11 protein-coding genes are annotated in these 16,445 nt (G+C 37.1%); 8 read left to right on the forward strand and 3 right to left on the reverse strand.

Annotated features, from left to right (window positions below; genetic code table 11):
* Positions 1–4 precede the first annotated feature (4 nt).
* The 8 genes from WG932_RS29435 (at position 5) to WG932_RS29470 (ending at position 13,061) form a co-directional block, all read left to right on the forward strand.
* Positions 5–2,104 carry a hypothetical protein gene (locus WG932_RS29435; protein ID WP_483086265.1) on the forward strand — a complete coding sequence of 700 codons (2,100 nt, stop codon included), beginning with the start codon at positions 5–7 and terminating at the stop codon, positions 2,102–2,104.
* A complete protein-coding gene (locus WG932_RS29440; protein ID WP_483086266.1) occupies positions 2,077–6,948 on the forward strand; it encodes a LamG domain-containing protein in 4,872 nt (1,623 codons plus the stop codon). The genes WG932_RS29435 and WG932_RS29440 overlap by 28 nt, the downstream gene beginning before the upstream one ends.
* Complete coding sequence (locus tag WG932_RS29445; RefSeq protein WP_483086267.1) at positions 6,945–8,618, forward strand: T9SS type A sorting domain-containing protein; 1,674 nt, start codon at positions 6,945–6,947, stop codon at positions 8,616–8,618. Before WG932_RS29440 ends, WG932_RS29445 begins: the two co-directional genes overlap by 4 nt.
* Complete coding sequence (locus tag WG932_RS29450; protein ID WP_483086268.1) at positions 8,619–9,521, forward strand: hypothetical protein; 903 nt, start codon at positions 8,619–8,621, stop codon at positions 9,519–9,521. It abuts the gene before it with no gap.
* A gap of 23 nt (positions 9,522–9,544) precedes the next feature.
* The gene (locus WG932_RS29455; protein WP_014021175.1) at positions 9,545–9,955 is read left to right on the forward strand and encodes a hypothetical protein; all 411 of its coding nucleotides are present in this window, start codon (positions 9,545–9,547) and stop codon (positions 9,953–9,955) included.
* 256 nt (positions 9,956–10,211) lie between these two features.
* A complete protein-coding gene (locus WG932_RS29460) occupies positions 10,212–11,087 on the forward strand; it encodes a glycosyl hydrolase family 28 protein (protein ID WP_483086269.1) in 876 nt (291 codons plus the stop codon).
* Positions 11,081–11,497, forward strand: a complete 417-nt coding sequence (locus tag WG932_RS29465) for a hypothetical protein (RefSeq protein WP_483086270.1) — start codon at positions 11,081–11,083, stop codon at positions 11,495–11,497. Before WG932_RS29460 ends, WG932_RS29465 begins: the two co-directional genes overlap by 7 nt.
* A 235-nt stretch (positions 11,498–11,732) precedes the next feature.
* Complete coding sequence (locus WG932_RS29470) at positions 11,733–13,061, forward strand: amidohydrolase family protein (protein ID WP_483086271.1); 1,329 nt, start codon at positions 11,733–11,735, stop codon at positions 13,059–13,061.
* Between the two features lie 70 nt (positions 13,062–13,131).
* On the opposite strand, the gene WG932_RS29475 is transcribed toward WG932_RS29470, so the two are convergent.
* The 3 genes from WG932_RS29475 to WG932_RS29485 form a co-directional block, all read right to left on the reverse strand.
* On the reverse strand, positions 13,132–13,821 hold the full coding sequence (locus tag WG932_RS29475) for a TVP38/TMEM64 family protein (RefSeq protein WP_048642696.1): 690 nt from the start codon (positions 13,819–13,821) through the stop codon (positions 13,132–13,134).
* A gap of 126 nt (positions 13,822–13,947) precedes the next feature.
* Positions 13,948–14,523 carry a pentapeptide repeat-containing protein gene (locus WG932_RS29480; protein WP_048642697.1) on the reverse strand — a complete coding sequence of 192 codons (576 nt, stop codon included), beginning with the start codon at positions 14,521–14,523 and terminating at the stop codon, positions 13,948–13,950.
* Positions 14,524–14,968: 445 nt separating this feature from the next.
* Positions 14,969–16,423, reverse strand: a complete 1,455-nt coding sequence (locus WG932_RS29485) for a TolC family protein (protein WP_483086272.1) — start codon at positions 16,421–16,423, stop codon at positions 14,969–14,971.
* Positions 16,424–16,445: the final 22 nt, after the last annotated feature.

Here is a 16,445-nt window from a genome sequence, read left to right on the forward strand (position 1 = left end):
GGGGATGAGAAAATTATTTCTTACACTGATATCGAGTATGTTGGTTTCCTTCCTTTATGCACAACAGGAGGAAGGAGCCAAGGAAGTTACTGTCTCACAAGCCATACAAAATGAAGGTTTTACAATTCAGGTTGGGCTGCCTTTTTTAGGAACATCCAATAACACCACTCCGACAGATTTACGTTTTCCATGGGATGTACTTTACCTGTATGGTACTTTTGCAGAAGAATCTTTTAGTGTTTCCAAAGGTTATTTTGGTGATAAGGTTTTGATAGAATGGCGACTTAGAAATAATATTAATAACATTACAAACATCAAAATTTTACGTAGAGAACTTGGAAGTAATGAAAATTTTCAACCAATAGCTGATATTACCCCACAGCCCTCCGGTACCTATGAAGACAAGTACGTGGATGGAGGAAAACTGTATGAATATAAAGTGTTGGCTGAAAATGTAATGGAGAATGAAGAGCTTTTTACCAATTATATCACAGGTATAGGGTTTAGAAATCCTACTGCGGTCATTACCGGAAATGTTAATTTTGAAGGTGGAAATCCGGTGAAAAACGTAACGGTAGTTGCCGAATCGAGTGGGAGTTCCATAAGCTATGGGAGTAGTTTGAAAATCCCTTCTAACGCTAAGCTTGAGATCAATAAATTAAATAAACCAATTGATTCGTTGGCTACTTTACAGGCTTGGGTAAAACCGGACATCAATAGTCCTTATACTGATGATAATGGGAGCCCGATCAGGCTGTTTAGACTAACTGAGGCAAACGGTAATAACATAGATATTAATGTCAGAGTAAAAATATTGGCAAACGAATTGGAAGTTAGAATAAAAGAGAGTTTGTTCCTTATCAAAAATGTATTTCCTTCTGGAGATATCGATGCCCGAGGTGATGATATTATGGTCCCTGTAGCTAATTTCAATGATTACTTTACTCATTTTTCGATACAGTTGAGGGATGGAATGGCTCCATCCCTATTTATCAATGGCCGCCCAATGACAAAGGAGTACCGGGATGCTGTACATAAAGCACGAGCCGAGATAGACCAAAATATAAATACTCCATATTTAGAGATTTCCGAGGATATAAGTCTTATTAATTTTCAACTAGGGAAGGCTGTTTGGAACAAGGTCAGAATAGGTGGTGGAAAAACAGCTCTGATTGATGAAATTCGCTTATGGAATCGCATAGAAACAGCCGCTGCTATCCGAACAGATTATAAAAGGTATATCAGTGGTGACGATCCGGGTTTGATAGTCTATTTAAGCGCCAACGAAAATCAAGGGGATTATGCCTATGATGCTTCACGAGAAGACTATACATATAATAGAAATCACGGTAAATTAGAAAATATCACTTTTGTATCTGGACCTGGTGCAATCCCATCTGCTAGTCAATTGGGAATCTTAGGGGTAACCGATGAAAATGGCAATTATCAGATTAATTCCATTCCCTACTCCGGAACAGGAGAATCATTTAAAATTACCCCTGTTTATGGACAACACAAGTTTGAACCCAATCAACAACTGGTCTTTTTAGGTCAGGGCTCAGAGGTGGTAAATAAAATTGATTTTATCGATAAGTCCTCCTTTATCTTTAAAGGAAAAATATTGTACGATACCAGGAAGGTATTCCCTTCCTACGTAGAGGTAAATGGTGGAAATTTGTCCGGATTGAATGATGGAGATGAATATGTTACAGGTCCTGGAATTATCGATGAAAACTATAATCGATATGAGAAGCTTACAGGAGCAAATGCAGGCACTTATAATAAAGGTGAATATTGGATTAATTATTATGATGAGAACGACTCTACCAATTTTCGATTGGAACGCTATGCCAGTATTCCAGTCTCCGGAGCTACGATCTACATTGATGGACAAATCGTAATTGATGAAAACAATACACCTGTACTGTCGGATGAAGCCGGTAATTTTGAAATTAGTGTACCTATTGGAAATCATTTTATACGGGTTGAAAAAATGGTCACTCCTTTTCTTACAATGGTAGATTTCCTGCTGAAACCGGTACTTTTAAAGAATTTTTTGAAGATGCTCAGGAGCCGGTGGTATTTATTGATGAGACCAGAGTAACTGCGGTTGGACGCGTAGTTGGTGGAGCAGTGGAAGCAAGTAAGCCAATAGGATTTGGTGAAAATGGGCTTTATGTAACCAATTATACAATTAAAAATTTTAAGCCCATTCCTTTGGTTGTTAGTTCGAAAAATAATATAGGGGTGGCTAGTTTTGCGTTTCAGTATGATCCACCAGGTGCTGGAGGTGTCACCGATTACACAAAATTTAACTTTAAAACGAATAGCGAATCCGGCGAGTATCGTGTTGAAGTGATGCCATTGAATTATGAAATTGAAGGCGGAGATACACCAGGCTTAACAATTTCCAGTAATGAGAGCATTAATTCAGCTATAATTGGAACATCAAATGAAAGTATAAATTTTTCAAGTATTCCACCGCTTTTAACTCCGGAGTTTATTCTTCCAAACAATGATATTTTGGAAGGGGTACCCTACCATTTTGAAAAAAGCTTTGTGTACCGTTCTACGCCAGTATTGCGTGTCATCGACCAAACTTCAACAGATTCACTACAGTTTTTTAATGCAGATAGTAGTGAGTACTTTATAAGCACTGAAGGGTTAACCCACCCGGCAGACGCTAGTAAAGAGGTATTGATTTATGAGCAGGCTGCAAGTTATGCCATAACCCTATCCACATTTGAAAGATACGTGAACATGGATGGAGACAGTATAATTGAAGATGTTGTGCCAATTATAGATGGGGAATTAAAAATCAATAATAATTTAGCAATTTTAGGCTCTGAAGAGATCGAAAAGGATACAGTAGACAATAGTATTTCCTATTATTCGTTTCAAGTGGGTGTTCCCAATACTACGTTCCCATATACACGCAGTTTGGATATACAGTATGTTATTGGGGGGATTTCTTATCCGGCAGAAAATTATATCCCTGATGGGATTATACTAGGAGGGGCTCCTGATGGGACTTCTGCTCCACCCCTTACAGTAGCTCCTGAAATCCCGGATATTATTCTCCGAGACCCTCCCGGGTCCAACAGTTTTGCATCTATAGAGGCAGGTCAAACCTTAAGTTTTACCACAGAATCCATGTCCACCTTATCCGGAGGGCTTTCTCAAACCTTAAAATTAATGATGGGAGGAGCTGTTACCTTTGTTGGGGGAGTTCCGGGAGCCTCGATTGAGGTGAAAACAGAAGTGGTCAATGACCTTACCGGCAATATAACGCTGGAAACTTCTTCTTCAGATGCTTTAAGTTTAACAAAAACCTATACGTTTAATCAAACCATTTCGACCAGTGATGACCCGGAATTTGTGGGTGCTGATGGGGATTTGTATATAGGGAACGCTAGTAATTATGCCATAGGATCTTATGATGACTTTAAAGCTGACATTGCACCGATTGGAGATCCGAATAATAATTATAGGTTGACCAATGCAAATGGTGATGACATTTATTTAAATAAGCAAAAAGCTATATATATAAATACTAAACCGACCAATACCTTTTTTGTGTACTCTCAAAAGTACATAATTAATGATTTAATACCTCAATATGAGTTAATTGCAGAAAATCTCAGAAATCATATTCCAGTAGAAGGCGCCAATAGTTTGTTTTGGTACGAAGAACAAATCAGGTTGTGGCGTAAGATTATTCTTGAAAATGAACGAAAGAAATATTTGGCTTTAAATGAATCTGAATCGTTGATAAAAGCTGCTGATGATTATTTAGATATTTATATGTCTGATTTAGAGAATGAATTAAATCGTTCAGATGTTGGTGATCCTTACCAAGCGTTATTGAAGGAAAAACTTGACCTTGCCGCTAGGAATAAATCATTGGTAAACTCCCAATCATCCAGTAATATTTCATTTGATTCGGGTGTAGGCGAAGTAAGTAGGAGTGTAGAAACAGAGCTTATTAATTCCTCTTCTTTGGCTTATAATATTGAGTTGGAAGAAAGCTTGCAATATGATATAGGATTTGAAATTAATGATGCGTTAGGCCTTGTTTCTACCACTGTCTTTTCCTTGGCTCAAGATTTTAGTGCAGGTATTACCAAAGAAGAAGCTGAAACTACGACCTTTAAATATACCTTGAAGGACAATGATCCTGCAAACATTTTGAGTATTGATGTTTTTAACCTATTTGATGGTAACGGACCGATTTTCACAACTGTTGGAGGTAGAACATCTTGCCCATATGAGGGCAAAGAGTTGTCTCATTTTTATAATCATTCCTCCTATGATCCTGCTAACCCCATTGTTGCTCTGGCAGAGGCGGATAGGGAAACCTTAAGCAATGCAACTCAAAAGGCAGAAGATCCTCAAATTACCGTAGAGGTTGCAGAAATATTTAATATTCCGGAAAGCAATACCGCAGAATTTCATCTGTCTTTTCAAAATTTAGCAGATGCAACTAGTGATAATGCAAATTTTAATTACTTTGAGTTATTAATCGACAATACAACAAATCCTAATGCACCTGATATCAATGTATCGCCCAATGGAACCGTAATATTTGTCCCTTACGGACAAACTGTAGATTATACCTTGACATTGGATAAGAAAATTGCAGATGTCTACGATTATGAAAATATAAGGGTGGTTTTACAATCACTTTGTGATCCTGTAAACGTTTTTGATGACGTTTTAATATCGGCCCATTTTATTCCAACCTGTTCTCAAGTAAAGGTAAGTGCACCTCGGGATAATTGGGTTTACAATATAGATGCAGCTTATGACAATCATTCGGAACTTTCAAAGCCCTTGTTGATTACCTTATCAGATTATAATCAGACATTTGATAACTTCAAAAAGATAGATTTAGAATACCGTTTAGCAACATCGCCAAACTGGACACGCCTGCATACCTACTACAATACGGAGGCATTTTACGATGAGGCTGTCGGGAATGGGGAAACGGAAATTGCGTTGATTGAAACACCAAACATTAATTTTCCTTTTGATATTGCAGGACTTCAGTTACAAGATGGAGTTTACGAAATAAGAGCAAGAAGTATATGTGAAAATGGTACAGTATATATTTCTGACGTAATTTCTGGAACAGTTAATTTAGAAGCCCCAAGGCAATTTGGTACACCATTTCCTATAGATGGTATTTTAGGGGTGGGAGAAGACCTCCGGGTAAAATTCAACGAAAATATGTATTTCAATAGTGCAGTAAGCACCATTGAGATAAAAGGACAATCCAACCAACTGCCAATTGATCATAGTGTTTCTTTGTATTTTGAGGGGGATAGTAACACGGTAACTATTGAAAGCCCAAGGTTAGTGTCGGGTGATTTGACCCTTGAGTTTTGGATGAATAATTCGACTACAGAAAGCACAGCTACAATTGTTGAACAAAAAGACGGGCTAACCATCAATTTGGAGGACCATGAGATATTTGTAACCCTTGGGGATATCACAGCCCATGGAACTATCGCAAATGACGAATTATTTCATCACTATACATTTTCGCATAACAATGAATTGGGAACGCTAAGTATATATGAGGATGATAGGGAAATAGGTGGGGATGCCGGCTCGGCAAACACAGCATTTACAAATAACAACCCCTTAATTATTGGTGGAAATTCTTTCATTGGAAATATTCATGATCTCCGGTTGTGGTCAGTATCAAAAACTTTGAGCGATGCATATGCCGGGATGTATAGCAAGCTCCAAGGGAAAGAGGCTAATTTGGTAGGTTATTGGCCGCTGAACGAGGGACGTGGAGAGCTTGCTAATGATCTTGCACGTTTTAAACATGCATTAGTGAAAGCGGAATGGGATATTAAGCCTAAAGGGACTGCTTATTCCTTTAGTAATGGGCAATACTTGGCCTTGGATGATGTTGGTTTTGTTCAGATGACCAATGAAATGGATGCAACTATTTCCTTCTGGATCAAAACAGAAACTCCGCAAGAGGCAACTATTTTCTCAAATGGAAGAGGAATAGGTGATGGCACACTAGAAGGAAAGGATCCGATCCAGTCCAACGGTTTGGCGAATAAATGGTCGATCAATATGAATACGTCCGGAGCTTTGTATTTGGCCAGTGAAGAAAATACCTATGTGTTAACCGCTGCAAGTGTCGCTGATAATTCTTGGCACCACATCACACTATTATTCAATCGAAATGGTGCTCTAAGAACCTACGTGGATGCCCAACAAGTATCCTCCAATCCAATGACTAATATAGGTGGGTTTTCCGGGGATAAGGTTTGGATAGGAGCGAGAGGATTTAGAGATCTAGGGAATAAAGAAACAGTGGACCGTGTTTTTACTGGGAAAATCGATGAATTCCGTCTTTGGAATACCCTTAGGAATGTTGATCAAATTTCTAGAGATAGGTACCATGAAATTGATGTGGAAAGTATTGGCCTATTACTTTATGCCAGAATGAATGCACCTAACACTGCAACTGATAAGGGGCCACTATATTACCACGTTGTCAGTGGTGGAGAAATGAGCACTTCCTATGGTACGATGAATGCCGGTGCTGTTAATTTTTCAAATGATGTTCCTGCCATAAAGCCTGAAAGAAACCTAATCAAATTTCAGGTGAATCATGTGATCAATGAAGATGAAATGATTTTGGAACCTGTGATTTCAGATTGGGCAGTGGTAGAAGGACAGGTATTAGACATTACCGTTCATCGAATGTTTGATGCTTCTGATAATATGCAACAATCCCCAATAACCTGGACAGCTTTTATACAAAAAAATGAGATGAGTTGGTTTGTAGACGGCCACAACGATGTTGTTGACCTTACCAAAATTGGTGAAGAAGCTACATTCTTTGAAATAAGCATCTTAAACAAAGGGGGCAAACCCAGCCCTTTGCGATTTCTGGCATTCCAAGTTGGTTATCTTTGAGCAGTTCTTCGGGAACATTGTTGCCGGATAGTAAGGTAGTGATAACAGCTAGTGTTGATGAAGGTCTGGCAACAGGAGAATACATAGAAGACCTATATCTACAAACTGATTTCGGGTTAGACGAGAAACTACAATTGAAACTTAGGGTCTTAGCAGAAGATCCTGATTGGGTCATAGACCCGAATAGTTTTAATTATAGTATGAATATTGTCGGTCGAGTTAGCATAGATGGTGTTTATTCTGATGACATTTATGATAAAGTTTCAGCTTTCTCTAATGGTGAGCTAAGGGGCGTAGCGGACATGGTTTGGGATGAGGCCTATCAGGAATACTTTGTGTTTTTAACGGTCTATAGTGATTCGGCTTACAGTGATTTAATTAATTTTAAAATATGGGATGCTTCAAAAGGACAAGTTGTTCAGGCAACTTTAGATGAGAAGTTGACGGTTACTTTTAATGAAAACACCATAATAGGCACTCAGACTAATACCTCAATGTTTGAAAATTCAGGGGTTGTAGAGCAAATAATACAATTGAATCAAGGATGGACATGGTTGTCTCTAAATATTGAGGATCAAAATTTTTCAAATTTAAATGTCTTAACAGAAGGAATGGTTTTAGAAACGTCGGACAGGCTAATGAGCAATAGCCCTTCGAAATTAGAAACCTACTTTAAAAATGAGAATTCTCCTGAATCCAGTTCATGGAATGGTGAAATAAGTGAGCATGGCGGTTTATCTACTTCTTACATGTATAAAGCGAAGTTTAATAATCGACAGGATTTAATTCTTTCCGGTTCTTCTGTCAATTTAGATTCATGGAGTTTTCCTATCAAGCTCAATTGGAATTGGTTACCCTATCCTTTAAAAAACAATGTTGCATTGAATGAAGGCCTGTCATCTTTCGATGCTCATGAAGGGGATGTTATTAAGTCTCAAAATCAATTTGCCATATATGATGAGGTAAATGGTTGGAGTGGTACTTTAAATTATTTAGAAGCCAATAAAGGTTATATGCTGCGATCTAGTCAAGAGCAAATATTCACCTACCCTAGGTTTTTATGGGATTTCTCTAATTCCCGAATGTCGAATCTTGAGATTCAAACACCGGAGGAAGTGATATCGGCTGAATTTGCTAGATTTTCGGCCAATATGAATGCAGTAGTGTTGTTACCCGAAGGCTACCACGAACTGTTTGCAATTGATGATAAGGGTGATTTAAGAGGAAAAGCAGTAAACCAAGTGATTGGGAATCAAAATTTAAGTTTTATTACTGTTTTTGGGGAGACCAATAAGGAGTTAACCTTCTATATAGGTGATGGTGAGCGCATGATTCCTACCCACAAAACTTTCCATTTCACTGCAAACAATGTGCTTGGAACGGTAGAAAATCCGGTAGTATTAGGGAATGAAATATTGGGTGGAATTAAAATTTTCCCCAGCCCTTTCAAAGAGGAATTGCAGATAAAGCTAATTTCCAATCAGGATGATTTTATCAATATCCAATTGTTTAATACGTTTGGTCAGTTGGTAAATACTTATGGGAAAAGTATAAATAAAGGAATTAATACACTCATACTTAACCCCGATGTGGGGAGTGGGCTTTATATTCTGAAGATTAAATTCAAGAACACATTCCTACCTTATACTTTTAAGGTTATAAAAGAATAGATGATGAAAGGATCAATTATTAGGCTGGCAATACTCTTTTTTATCTGTACAAATGGTTATGGGCAAGAGCCTGAATGGGTGGTAGAGGAAAATAACTTCGAATATACCATGTCATTTGTCTCTTTCTTAAATATTGACGGTCTTAATTTAAATAGTACGAGCGATAAAGTTGGTGCATTTGTAAATGGAGAATGTAGAGGTACTACCAATTTGATTTATGTGAAAAGCAAAGACAGGTATTATGCGTATTTTAATGTGTTTTCTAATACCCTAGGTGAAACCATCCATTTTAAGGTTTATGATTCTGAGAAAAATCAAGTAACAGATATATCCGAAACAGTAAAATTTGAAACCAATGCCTTACGCGGTAATTTATCGCAGGCTTTCAGTATTGCAAGTCCTGCGCTAAATAATGAAGCGCAATTACTTGACTTTAGTTTTAAGGATATTGAAGTAGTGAATAAAACTGAAAATGACCAAGAGATGGTTCTTTATCTTAATAATGGGGTTAATCCCACCTTACTAAAAGGTGTTTTTGAATTAAGTGATGGTAGTAAATTATTCCATAGAGGTCAACAACTAATCTCGGGTACGAGTGTGCTGGATTTCTCAAGTCCTGTATACCTGGATGTTTTATCACAGGATGAATCAATGAAAAAGCAATGGGTAATAAGTGTACGTTATACCACAAGATCAAGCAGTATAAAAATATACAAAAAGGATGCTGTTTGTTACAATGGAGGAGCCATCAAAGTTGTATCGGATCTAAATGGAGGGGAAATTATTTTATTTAAAGACCAGATTGAATATGCAAAATTGCCTATTGTCAATGGGGAGGTGCTTTTTACGGATTTACTGGCTGGCGATTATCTATTGAAAACGGGTGATCTTGAAAAAACGTAGAAATAATTTTAAAAGAGTGAGTAATGAAAATTGCAAGAAATATATTTATACTAATTTTTTTGACCATTTATTGTGTCAGCTGCATTAAGGAGGACAATACAGGTCTTTTAGGGAATGAAGAAAGGTATCACCCAATTGGAATTAAATTTGTTTATGAAGATGGAACTGAAGTGCTAGATTCAGATTGTATTTCTCCCGATATTAAATACGCCGTTCAGATCGAAGTTACAACAAACAATAACCGCAATACAAACGCTTCAAAAATCGAGTATACCATAAATGGGTCACCTTACAGTATGTCGTTTATAGAGGAAGGGGTAAAAAGTAATCCGGTGACACTGGTAAATGGCAAAAATATTGCAGAATTAGTGAAAACAGCCGTATCTACAGAATTGACTTACGTTGAACAAGGTGATTTTCAATTGATAGAATGAGAAGGAAGAAGGCCTTATTTCTAAGTTTCTTCGATTAATTAAAGACTTTTAAAAATGTAAACCAGTATAATGAATCTGGGTAATGATTTAGAAGAATTTTGTACTATAGGTTGCCCAAATGGATTTAGTTTTAAATTTATAATGGTTATAATATTGAATTTACTTACAATAATTCGATAAATTCATATTTTACTTATTTTCACAATCTCCTAAATAAACAGTTGTGAAAATTGATCCATATAGATTTAAACTCCTTATGCCCAAGTATTTAATTGCGTTTGTAATAAGTGTCTTTTTCGTAAACTTTATATTAATAAATCCTGCTAATGTCTTTGCAATGACTGGGCAGGCATCAGTCACCCCCAATGACTTCCATGGAACAGATACAGAGCGGATTTTACAGGCCATTCAAAAAGCCAAAAACACTTCGAATTTAGTTCGTATACCTAAGATCAATAACAATGGTACCAATGTCTGGATGATCGATAGTGCCATTTTATTACCAAGCAATCTCACGCTAATTTTAGACAATTGTACCCTTCAACTATCAAATTCCAGCAGGGACAATATGTTTAGATCCGATAACGTGGGATTAGGAATAACTAACCCTGAATGGAATGAAAATATAAATATATATGGGATAGGGAAAGCCATTTTGAAGGGGGCAAGCAATCCCAGGTCTACTGGAGACGGAGCAAGAATGCTGACATTGAATCCAAAGGAAGAGCAGGATAAAGGGAATTGGAGAGTAAGTTACGGAACTGATGCCGGAAAACCGGACCGAAAGCAAAAAGGCGACTGGCGAAACATTATGATGCTAATTGGCTATGTCAAGAACTTTTCAATAAAAAATGTAAGGTTTGAAAACACCCATGGCTGGACCATAAGTTTTGAACGCACAATAGGTGCCGAACTATCTGACCTAACCATTTTCAATGAGGAATTTGTAAGGGTCAATGGAGAACAGCATATGGTGTCTAATAAAGATGGGATCAATTTAAGGCAAGGCTGTAAAAATTTTAGAATTGACAATATTTCCGGAGTCACCGGAGATGATTTTATAGCACTATCCAATCTCGATACAGCCCCTGAACTTGTTAAAAAAATGGGGACATTACTGACAGTATGGTAACAGCCAGTAGGTGGTATGGACCAGAAGATGATATAGAACAGGTAGTGATCACCAATATTTCCTGTGAAAATAGGTATCGCGCCATTGCTATTAGGGCTAGTGATCAGGCCGGAATTCACCATGTTTATATCAATGGAGTGGTTTTTAAAGCCAACGAGGGTCGTCATGATGCCATCCTCATCGGAGGTAGGGGATATGGGGAGGAATCTCTGCCAGGAAAAATTAATTCTATCCATGCCATGAATATTATAGGAAATGGTCAATCCCTTGTTAGAATTCAAGCACAAGTAGCAGATTGCCATTTTATGAATGGAATGTACTCCGGTGAAAATGCTACTGCCACGCTTTACGAAATCGACTCTTTGACTACTTCAAATGTCACCCAAAATAATTGGATCAAAGTGAAATAATAAATTAATGTTCTTTAATTCCTATACCAAAATTTCAATAAATAAAAATAACAACTTAGCTTTAGAAGTTAATGGTATTTTAGGAAGGGGTTTTTCAATAATCAAGTTGGGATTGTTGTTTATGCTTAAGTTTCTTGAAAGATTTTGGTAACGTAAACTATTTGGCTTTTAGCCAATATTTTTATAATCCAAATAGAAAAAGTTAATAGATAAATATCACAAAATAACATAAAAAATGACTGTAATTAAAGATTCTAGATCTCTGGTAATGTTGATTTGCCTTGGGCTCATGCTCTTCACAAATAAGGTTTTTTCTCAAAATGAGGCCAATCCTTCCTTATTGGAGATAAATCCACCGGAAGGTCCTTTAGGTGATAGGGTAAAAGCGATAGTAGGCCTTCGACTTATCGATGGTTTAGGCGGACCTGTTAGTGAAAATATTACAGTGGTGGTCAAAGGAAACAGAATTGTTGAAATTGGACCGGAAAATAGCGTTAGTATACCTCAGGGTGCAGAAGTTACAGAAGGGAAAGGAATGAGCCTTTTACCGGGACTAATTGATGCTCATTTCCATAGTGCCAATAATAACAAATCTCTAAGTAACCTACTTAGGAATGGTGTAACTACCATGAGAGATCCCGGCCATCCCATCAGGTTTTATCAGGCACAGCATTTTGCTACTACCCAAATGCCCAGAGTTTATGTGACCGGTGCACACCTTGATGGTTACCCTGGAGTATATGTTCAACAGGCCACTTTAGTGAAAGATGCAGATCATATCAGGTCCCAAATTGGGGAGTATGTTGAGAATGGAGCATCCGGGATAAAAATTTATTTTAGACTTCCTTTAAAGTACATAGAAACAGTGGTTAAAACAGCTGATTTTCATAAGATACCTGTAGTGGCCCACTTGGAATTGGTAGATGCTGACGATGCAATTTTAGCAGGTTTAAAAGGAATTGAACATGTCACTTCTTTTGGTACTTCTATTGCTGACCCAAAAGATGCAGAAGAATTCAGGAATTCAGTTCAGGAAGACAGCAATAACCGTAGGGCAGGAAGGTATCAGTTGTGGTCAAAAATAGATTTATCTTCTGACCGAGTGAAAGAGGTACTTGCTTTGGCTGCCAAAAACAATGTAGTATTGTCACCGACTCTTGCCACATTTGAAAAGCAATTTGGTGACGATGGAGTGAAAGAATATGAGGCCAAAGGATTTAAAAACATGCTTGAATTTGTAGGCATGGCTCATAAGGCAGGGGTTAAAATTGTTATAGGATCTCACAATTCAGGTCGATATGTAAAACCTGGACTTGCTTACCAAAGAGAAATGGAATTGCTAATTGCAGCAGGTATGAGTCCATTAGAAGTAATCTCTAGTAGTACCATTATCAATGCGGAATATTTCCGTACTCAAGAAAGATTGGGAAGCATTGAAAAAGGGAAGTTAGCCGATTTAATTTTGGTAGAAGGTAATCCTTCTAAGGATATTAAATCCATGTATTCCATTAAGAAAGTAATGCTAAATGGAGAGTGGGTAGAAAATAGCGGTACAATGGATTAAAATTCGTAAAATCATTAGCTTGAATTCTTTGCTTGTAAATCCCTCGCTTAATTTATTTTAGGCGAGGGACTTAATTTTTATTTCTCCTTTTTTTATCCCACCAAACATATATGATAAATCCTACCAAACTCACAGCCCCTAACCAAATTAAACCGGTCTTCATCTCCTCTCTGTTTTCTCCTAATATGGCTATTGCAGCTGTTAAAGGTAATATACCTAGCATTGTAGATCCTATAAATCTCCAATAGCCCATCCGAAGCATACCTGCAATGATACTGATGGCGTCATTTGAGAGAAAAGGAGATAACCTAGTTACAATAACGGCCCAGAAACCATAATCCTCTAAAAAGCCGGTGATTTTTTTATCGGTTTTTTCTCCCAGCAAACGATCGATAACTGGTGTGCCAAAATTGACTCCTACCCCATACCCTATGCTTGAAGCTGTAAATATAGCTATAAGAATAATTCCTGACCCTAACCAAGGGCCGTAGGCTAATACAGTAACGACCATCAACAGGAAAGAAGGAATGATAAACATAAACATTTGGACCACCATTGCTGCAACAATTATTAATGGACCCCAGAACTCAAACTGGTTCACCCAATTTGATATTCTTTGTTCATCATTGCTTCCCAACACCTCCCAGGCTTCGTTGAAAAATTGATGGACAGATGAATTGAGAAAATACAAGCTGATTAAGCTTCCTAAAAATAAAAATGAAATTATATAGGGCCATTTAGATGTTTTCCTTTTTGACATTTATGAATAATTTGAACCAACCATTGAAAAATTTAATAGGTTGTTCACTAAAATAATGCCGAACTGAAATAGTAAGGGTTAATATTTCAAAACAGGAAACATTTATGGCTTAGACCTTGGAATAGGTCAATAATTCACTTCTATGTTGTATTTAGATAATAAACCGGGTAATCCTTCCAGGGAGAATTTAGCTTTTTTAATTTTGTTGTATGCCGGATCAAAACTGTAGTTAATAGCTGTCCTGAAATCAGCCTTTTCTAATATACTGTTATAAAATGTGGCTTGAAGTAGGTTACATGTATCAAATATAGCAAAGCTTAGGTCAGCATTAGAAAAGTCAACGTCCTTTAATGAGCAGTGGTCAAACTTGGCTTTCTTTAAGTTCTTGGCTTGAAAAATGGAATAATCAAGAGTGCAACCCGTAAAGGAAGCCGAAAATAAAAAGTCATCACATTTACTGAAATCTATTCCCATTAATTTACATTGTTGAAATGCCACATTTTTAAAAGCCGCATCTATAATACTGGTCATGGAAAAGTTGCAATTAATAAATTGACAATCCATAAACTCTATCCTGCAAAGATCACTATTAAAGAAATTACAGTTGGAGAAGAGGCATTGTTCGTAGGCTTCACCTTCCATTCGGTTTTCGGAATAATCGACTTGATCAAATGTTTCTTTTTGAAATGATTCACTTTCCATGGCTAATGACTGTTGATGAAAGTTAAGGGTGAGTTTGGCTTAGTTTAGCGAAATTAAGGCAATGCGAGCATTTAAAAAATATCACTGCTATTAATTAAGAATATTTTTTCTCTTCAATTTTAAGGAAAACCTAGGGAAGTAATTATTGCTAGTGTCAATGGCTTGGAATGAGCTAAATCCTAGCATTACTAAATAAGTGATCGAAAGGTCCAATGACAAACTATTAACAATTGAAATCACTACAAGGCACCTTATTGTGCCGTTTGAAGATTTTCTTAAGTTTAAAATTCCCTAACAAAGTTCTGGAAATTCTATTATATAATCTGAGAAAAAATAATATTTAAAAATTCAGTTTGACTTGCAGAGACAAAAAATCCCCAAAACAAAATTGTATTGGGGATTTTTTAAGCGAATAGCTCAGTTTATTTAGTCAGGGTTTCAACTTTTACTCCTCCCAACCACCACCTAAGGCTCTGTAAAGGCTCACAATACTTTGCAATTGTTGAACCTTTAATTCAATATAATCTAGTTCAGAGGCCAATGAATTGGATTGACTGTTGATTACATCTAAATAGTCTGCGTAACCTACTTTAAACATGGTATTTGCATTGTCTACAGATCTTCTTTGCACAAGCACCTCATCTGTTTTTAGGGTTAACTCTTCTTTTAAAGTTTGGTATTCATTAACCAGACCCAAAACTTCCAAATAACCACCTAACACTGTTTGTTCATAATCATACAAAGCTACCTTTTGTTTGGCTTTGGCTGTTTCGAAAGCTGCTTTTATCCTGCTTCTGTTAAATACAGGAGCGACCAACCCACCACCTATTTGGTAGACTGTTGATGCAGGATTTAGGAATAATTTGCTAAAATCAAATGCATTGAATCCTGCCATCCCATAAAGATTAAAAGTTGGGAAAAAGGCGGTACGTGCGATGCCTACTTCCAGATTATTCGCCTGTAAGGTTTGTTCAGCAGCCCTAACATCAGGTCGCTTGGTAAGTAGGGTAGAAGGCAGGCCTATTTCCAAGACAGGAGGCAATACGTTGACTTCAGATAGCGATTCTCTTTGAATATTCTCGGGATAAGTACCTATAAGATAAGAGAGATTTAATTCTGCTTGTTTCAATTCTCTTCTTTTTCTTACAAGAATTCCTTTTGAATTCAACATCAAGGCTTCAAACTGATCGATAGACAATTGACTTTCTTTACCGGCATTTTTTAGGCTTTTACCTAGTTCAAAAGCTTGTTCTTGGAAAGCAATATTGGCTAATAAAGTTTCAATTTCTTCATCCAATCCGATAATGTTGTAATAGTTTTTAGCTATTTCTGCAATCAACCAAGTACGGGCAAGGTTACCCATTTCTACTGAAGACATGTATTCAGACAAAGCCTGCTTTTTACGCATATTTAATTTGCCCCAAATGTCTAATTCCCAGTTGAACTCAGCTCCAACCATAAAATCTGTATATGGTTTAGGAATTCTTTTATCTTCTGGAACAGTAGAAGAAAGGTTGGTGTCATCATTACCTACACCATCCATAGTGTAATCACCGAATTTCCTGACACTACTTCCGGCAGTAAGATTGAGTTCAGGCAATTGCCCCATTTTTGCTCGGGATAAAGCTGCTCTTGCGATCCTGATATTCGCCAGAGTTTTAGCAACTTCCTGATTGTTTTCAAGGCCTTTTTCAATCAATCGATTTAGATGCTCATCAGCAAAAAAGGATCTCCATTGTACCATGGCTAAATTGGTACTGTCCCCTTCAAGTTGGGTGTCTTGGTAACTTGATGGTGGCGCCTTGATATTTTCCAAAGAGGCTTTTTCAACCTTACAGGCTGTTAGGCTACTTAACACCAAGAGGATTAATACGATATATTGGTATGAATTTCTGTTCATGATTTTGTTCAGTTTTAGAAAC

It is taken from the genome of Cyclobacterium sp. SOCE241, from assembly GCF_056867545.1.